General features: G+C 33.8%; 5 protein-coding genes. 1 reads left to right on the forward strand and 4 read right to left on the reverse strand.

Annotation, left to right across the window (positions count from 1 at the left end):
* Positions 1 to 8 precede the first annotated feature (8 nt).
* The 4 genes from DP68_RS15770 to DP68_RS15785 all read right to left on the reverse strand — a co-directional run bounded on the left by DP68_RS15770 (position 9) and on the right by DP68_RS15785 (position 4456).
* Positions 9 to 398, reverse strand: coding sequence for a DUF1801 domain-containing protein (locus tag DP68_RS15770; RefSeq protein ID WP_035311238.1), 390 nt, complete (start codon positions 396 to 398; stop codon positions 9 to 11).
* Positions 399 to 572: 174 nt separating this feature from the next.
* Positions 573 to 776: a heavy metal-associated domain-containing protein gene (locus DP68_RS15775; RefSeq protein WP_035311239.1), complete on the reverse strand. Its 204-nt coding sequence runs from the start codon at positions 774 to 776 to the stop codon at positions 573 to 575.
* A gap of 71 nt (positions 777 to 847) precedes the next feature.
* Positions 848 to 2734, reverse strand: a complete 1887-nt coding sequence (locus DP68_RS15780) for an ABC transporter ATP-binding protein (RefSeq protein ID WP_052085850.1) — start codon at positions 2732 to 2734, stop codon at positions 848 to 850.
* Positions 2735 to 2737: 3 nt separating this feature from the next.
* Positions 2738 to 4456 carry an ABC transporter ATP-binding protein gene (locus tag DP68_RS15785; protein WP_035311240.1) on the reverse strand — a complete coding sequence of 573 codons (1719 nt, stop codon included), beginning with the start codon at positions 4454 to 4456 and terminating at the stop codon, positions 2738 to 2740.
* Positions 4457 to 4685: 229 nt separating this feature from the next.
* On the opposite strand from DP68_RS15785, the gene DP68_RS15790 reads away from it, so the two are divergent.
* Complete coding sequence (locus DP68_RS15790) at positions 4686 to 5963, forward strand: 4Fe-4S dicluster domain-containing protein (protein ID WP_035311243.1); 1278 nt, start codon at positions 4686 to 4688, stop codon at positions 5961 to 5963.
* Positions 5964 to 6064: the final 101 nt, after the last annotated feature.

Below are 6064 nucleotides of genomic sequence, written 5' to 3' on the forward strand. Positions count from 1 at the left end.
TAATGAAGTTATTTCTTCTTTTTTAATTTCTCTTCTGCTTGCTTTATATTTTCATTAGCTCTAAATTTAACTATTTTGCTTACTAGTTCATAAGGCATGGGCTTTCCTAGAGGAAACTGTGCTGCCCCTTTGGATGTTTTATATTCCGACAATTCATTTTTAAATACCTCGATTCCGCTTGGCCCTGGATAAAATCCTATATGATTTTTATGTGCAGCAAAATGCACCAAATTTCCATGTAACACAAAGGTAGGCATTTGCCAACTCATCTTTTCTTCTGCATCTGGTGCAGACTCTTTTACAACTCTTCTTAAAGATTTAAGTATTTCCTGAACCTCAGGGGGAAATTGTAAAATGTATTCATCAATTGATTTAAAGATAACTTTTTCCTCTTCCATGGTTTCTCCTTTCATAAGTTCCTTTTGTAATATTAATACCACTATATACCATTGTAACAAAGTGCTCAATTAAATCAATTAAAATTCCTTAAAATAAAAAAGCACCTGCTATTTTGCAGATGCTGATGTTTTGTAGACTTGCCACTTGCCACGTGGGTGGCACTAAGCACTACACTATTGAATTTCATATCCTGTATGTTCTATACAGTTTCTAATTTGCTGAGGCCCTGCTGGTGGATTATATTCTACTTCAACTGTTCCTCTAGCAAGGTCTATAGCTACCTCCTGAACTCCCTTTATCTCATCTAATGCATTAAGTAGTTTAGTCTTACTTTGAGAACCCGCAAGCCCTGAAACATTATAATGTACTGTTTGCATTTTTATCTCTCCTTTTATAATTATATATTTTTCAGTATTAGTATGAAATTAAAGAGAGATTTTTATCCACATTAATCATTGGCATTTCCCTCAACTTGCCACTTGTCATGTGGGTGGCACTTCTTTCCCATTTGACTAACTACCATTTTATAATATTGTCCTTTTATATCCATAAGACTTTTATGATTTCCACTTTCTAATATTTTTCCATCACCAATTACCATAATGCGGTCTGCATCTCTAATAGTAGATAAACGATGGGCTATTAAAAAGCTTGTTCGATTCTTCATTAAAGTTATGAGTGCACGTTGAATATCTTTTTCAGTTTTTGTATCAACGCTGCTGGTTGCTTCATCTAAAATTAAAATAGGACTGTCACACAACACTGCTCGAGCAATGGCTATGAGTTGATGTTGTCCCTGACTTAAATTATCTACAGATGCAGACACAATTGTATGATAACCCTTGGGTAATTTATCTATAAAATCATGAGCATGAGCTATTTTTGCAGCCTTTATTACCTGTTCATCAGTTGCATCCTTTTGTGAGTATCGAATATTATCCATAATTGTGCCAGTAAAAAGACAGGTGTCCTGCAGCACTACTGAAAAACATTTTCTAAGGCTGTCTCGTTTTAAATTTATAATTGGTTCATCATCAATTAAAATTCTACCGCTATCTGCATCATAGAAGCGAGTAAGAAGGTTGACAATAGTGGTTTTTCCTGCACCAGTTTCACCTACTAAGGCAACTGTTTCTCCTGCCTTCACAGTAAAGCTTACGTTCTTTAATATAGGTGTCGATTTGTTGTAAGAAAAACAAACATTTTCAAAAGTTACATCACCCTTTGGATGCTCTATATCAATAGCATTTTCTATATCCTTAGGCTCCTCTGTACTATCAAAAATTTCAAATACACGTTCTGCTCCAGCCAGTGCAGATTGAATAGTATTAAACATACCTGCAACAGAGTTAAGTGGATGTGCAAATTGTTTTGAATAACTTAAAAAACTAACTACAGTACCCACAGAAAGACCGTATTTTACTGATAATAGGCCACCGACAAAAGCAACAATTGTAAAAGTAAGATTATTAATAACATTCATAAGCGGCATCATATATCCAGACCATATCTGTGCCTTAGTGCTGCTTTCATTGAGCTTTTCATTAATCTCCTTAAATTGTTTTAAAACATCCTGCTGCTTACCAAAGGCTTTTACCATTCTTAGACCTAATATATTTTCCTCGATGACTCCATTAAGCGCTCCAAGACTCCTTTGCTGTGCCAAAAAGTAAGCACGGCTTCTTGATGCAATTACACGTGTTAAAAGCGCTACGAGGGGAACACATAATAATACAACAAGGGTAAGAGTCGTATTTAGCTTTATCATCACTATAAAAGAACCCACTAGTGTTAAAACACTTGATATTAATTGTGTGGTAGTTTGTGCAATAGTAGAACTAATATTGTCTACATCATTTGTAATTCTGCTCATTGTGTCACCATGAGAGCGTGTATCATAAAACTTAAGCGGAAGTTTTTGCATCTTTTGAAAGAATTCTCTGCGTAGTTCAAATACAAGCTTTTGTGAAACCTTAAGCATAATAACTCCATTGAGGGATGAGATAATCCAATTTAACGTATATAAGGCTCCAATTATCAATAAAAACCACGTAAGCATTTTTGTATCCACTGTTCTAGTTTCAACTTTAAAGGTGTTAAAGGTTTTTCCTATAAAATAAGGAATTGCAACAGAAATTACTGATGAAATCACTGTAAAGAGCATAGCTAAAAAAATACTTTTAGCCCACCTTATATATATTTTTATAATACGTATTAATGTATACTTTGCATCTTTAGGCTTTGCAGTTGGTGCAAAACGGTTTGGACCTCGGCCTCCTATTTTCCCTCCCATGGACGGTACTTTTACTTCCGTCCTAGAAAACTTTTGTGCCATATCTTATGCCTCCCTACTGCTTTCTATTTGCGTCTTGTAAATATCTCTATATACCTCGCAATCTTTCATAAGCTGATCATGTGTACCATATCCAACTTTTACTCCATTGTCCATAACTAAAATTTGATCTGCAAACATAGCTGTTCCACAGCGCTGAGTAATAGTAATTATAGTCTGTCCTGATTTCTTCGAATTTATATTTTCTCTCACTTTAGCTTCAGTTACTGCGTCTAGTGCACTGGTTGCATCATCTAATATAAGTACAGAAGAATTTTTAAGTATACCGCGAGCTATTGAAACACGCTGCTTTTGGCCGCCTGAAATATTAACTGCAGCACTTCCTAAAAAGCTTTCATAGCCATCTTCCATCTTTCCAATAAAATCCGCTTGTGCCTTATGTGCTGCCTTGCGTATCATTTCATCACTGGCATCTTTGTTTCCCCATCTAATATTTTCGGAAATAGATCCTGAAAAAAGCATAGGTTTTTGTGGTACAATGGCAATATTATCACGGACTAAATCAATATTTAGCTCCTTAATATCACAGCCGTTAATTAAAATTTTCCCGCTGTTCACATCATAAAATCGCAAAAGAAGCCATGCAATTGTGGATTTACCGCTGCCTGTAGGTCCTATTATTGCCAAAGTCTGCCCTCTGTTGATAGAAAATGATAAATCTTTTATTGCAGGCACACCACTGCCGTTAGGGTATGCAAATGTAACATTTTTAAATTCAATGTCACCATTTAATTCTTTCATTCCAGCGTTACTCATAAAATCTCCACCACAGTCCATTATCTCTTTAATACGAGCAGTTGAAGCCTTTGTTCTTACAAAGGTATTAAATATATTTGTTATCATAATTAAAGAAGTAAGAATTTGTGCCATATAAATTGTAAATGCAGTAATATCCCCTGGGTTTGCAAGATTTAAAGAAAACAATCTGCTTCCTATAAGAATTATAATTACTGTACCAATTCCAACTGTAAATGTCATAAGTGGTGATACTAAGGTAATAACTATTTGAGAAGATATACCTTTATGCATTAAATTTAAATTTGCATTTTCAAACTTATCGGTTTCCTTGTCATATGTTCCAAAAGCTTTAACTAAGCGCACTCCTATAAGATATTCCTGTACAACAGAGTTTACTTTATCCATAGCTTTCTGTAATTTATAAAAACGAGGATAGCTAAGCCTCATACTAACTATAATAAGAATTGCAACTACTGAAACAGTGCCGTAAATAATGAGACTTAGCTTAAAATTGATCATACTTGCTAATATAATGCTTCCAACACATGTAATTGGTGCCTTCATAAAAATTCTCATTATTCCATTTACAAACTGTGTAATTTGTGATGTGTCATTAGTCATACGTGTAATAAGGGATCCGCTTTCAATTTTGTCAGTACTTTCTTCTGAAAAATACACAATTTTTTCAAACAAATCATATCTTAAATCTGCTCCCATACGCTGTGATACTTTACTTGCTAAAATATTTCGTGTAACAGCAAAACATGCACCTATAGCGGTAACTAAAAGCATAAGTGATCCCCAATAGTAAACTTCAGAAATTAGCCCATTAGCAATTCCTGCATTAATAATATTTGACATAAGCGTAGGACCTAGCAAGTCACAGATTGCCTCAAATGCAACACAAAAAATAGCTATCAAAAATGGGGACTTATATATTTTAAAATACTTGCTGTATAAGTTCATCTTTATTATTCACTTCTTTCATTTAAAGTACAATTTCCATATAATATTATACATCTTTTTTACTTTCCAAAGCCAATATATATTTCATACACATTTTTATGATATTTACCTATTAATAACAAAGATTAAGAACGGTTAACAATCACTTTATATAACTAAAAATATATCTTATTGAATTTATTACCAACATATGCAATCATATAGTTATCAATTAAATGGAGGTAAAAGCATGTCGCATATAGTTGGAAAGGATGCCTATAAAAGTTTAGAGGAAAGATTAAATAGGTTTCCACAGGGTGCTCCACCATCTGAAACACTTTATAAAATCTTATCCATGATGTTTACTAAAGAAGAAGCAGCCTTAGTTGCAAAGCTGCCTATAAAACCATTTAACATAAAAACTGCTAGCAAGCTTTGGGGAGTTAGTGAATTCAAGACTGAGGGTATCCTTCAATCATTGGCTTCTAAAGCATTAATTTTAGATCTTGAGTGTGAAAATGAGGGAGAGCAAAAATATATGATGGCTCCTCCAATGGCTGGTTTTTTTGAATTTGCCCTGATGAGAGTTGGTACCCATCTCGATCAAAAGGTCCTTAGTGAATTATTTCATCAATATCTTAATGTGGAAGATGATTTTTCTAAGGATTTATTTTGGGGTACAGAAACAAAACTCGGTAGAGCCTTTGTTCAAGAGAGAGTTTTAAATGATGAAAACTCTATAGATATATTAGATTATGAAAAATCAAGTTACATAATAAAAAATGCTAAACACATTGGTGTTAGCACGTGTTACTGCAGACATAAAGCTCATCATTTAGGAGATGACTGTTATGCTCCTATGGAAGTTTGCTTAAGCTTTTCTAGTACCGCTTATACTCTTATAAAACACAATTATGCTAGAAAAATAGATGCTTCTGAAGCCATAGATATTTTAAATATGTCCTATGACTATAACCTAATTCAATGTGGAGAAAATGTTCAAAAACAGCCTAACTTCATTTGTAATTGCTGCAAATGTCATTGTGAAGCATTTATATCTGCAAAGAAATTTGGATTTTTAGTTCCTGTAAATACTACTAGTTATTTGCCTAGCATAAATAAAGATAGCTGTATAGGATGTGGAAGATGTGCTATAGTTTGTCCTATGGAAGCAATTAAAATAAAGGAAACTTCAATAGAAAGCCGTACTTTTAAAACAGCTGAACTTTCCGAAGACCTGTGCCTTGGCTGTGGAGTTTGTGTAAAGAATTGCAAAACTAATGCAATTAAGCTAATTCGCCGAAAGGAAAGTGTTATCACACCTGTGACTACTGTACATAGAGCAGTATTATCTGCAATAGAAAAGGGCCAGCTTCAAAATTTAATCTTTGATAATCAGGCTCATTTAAGTCATAAAGCCATGGCTGCTGTCCTTGCAAGTATCCTTAAACTTTCTCCTGTTCAAAAGGCAATGGCAAGTAAACAAATGAAATCCGTTTATTTAGCTAAACTTCTAGAAAACAGTTAAGATCTTAACTATAACATAATATGAATATTATATAATGCAAAAAATAAAATAATCCGTGGATAACTTCCACGGATTATTTGTTTATCTGGCAACGACCTACT

This window comes from Clostridium sp. HMP27, assembly GCF_000765165.1.
Lineage (GTDB): Bacteria > Bacillota > Clostridia > Clostridiales > Clostridiaceae > Clostridium_AK.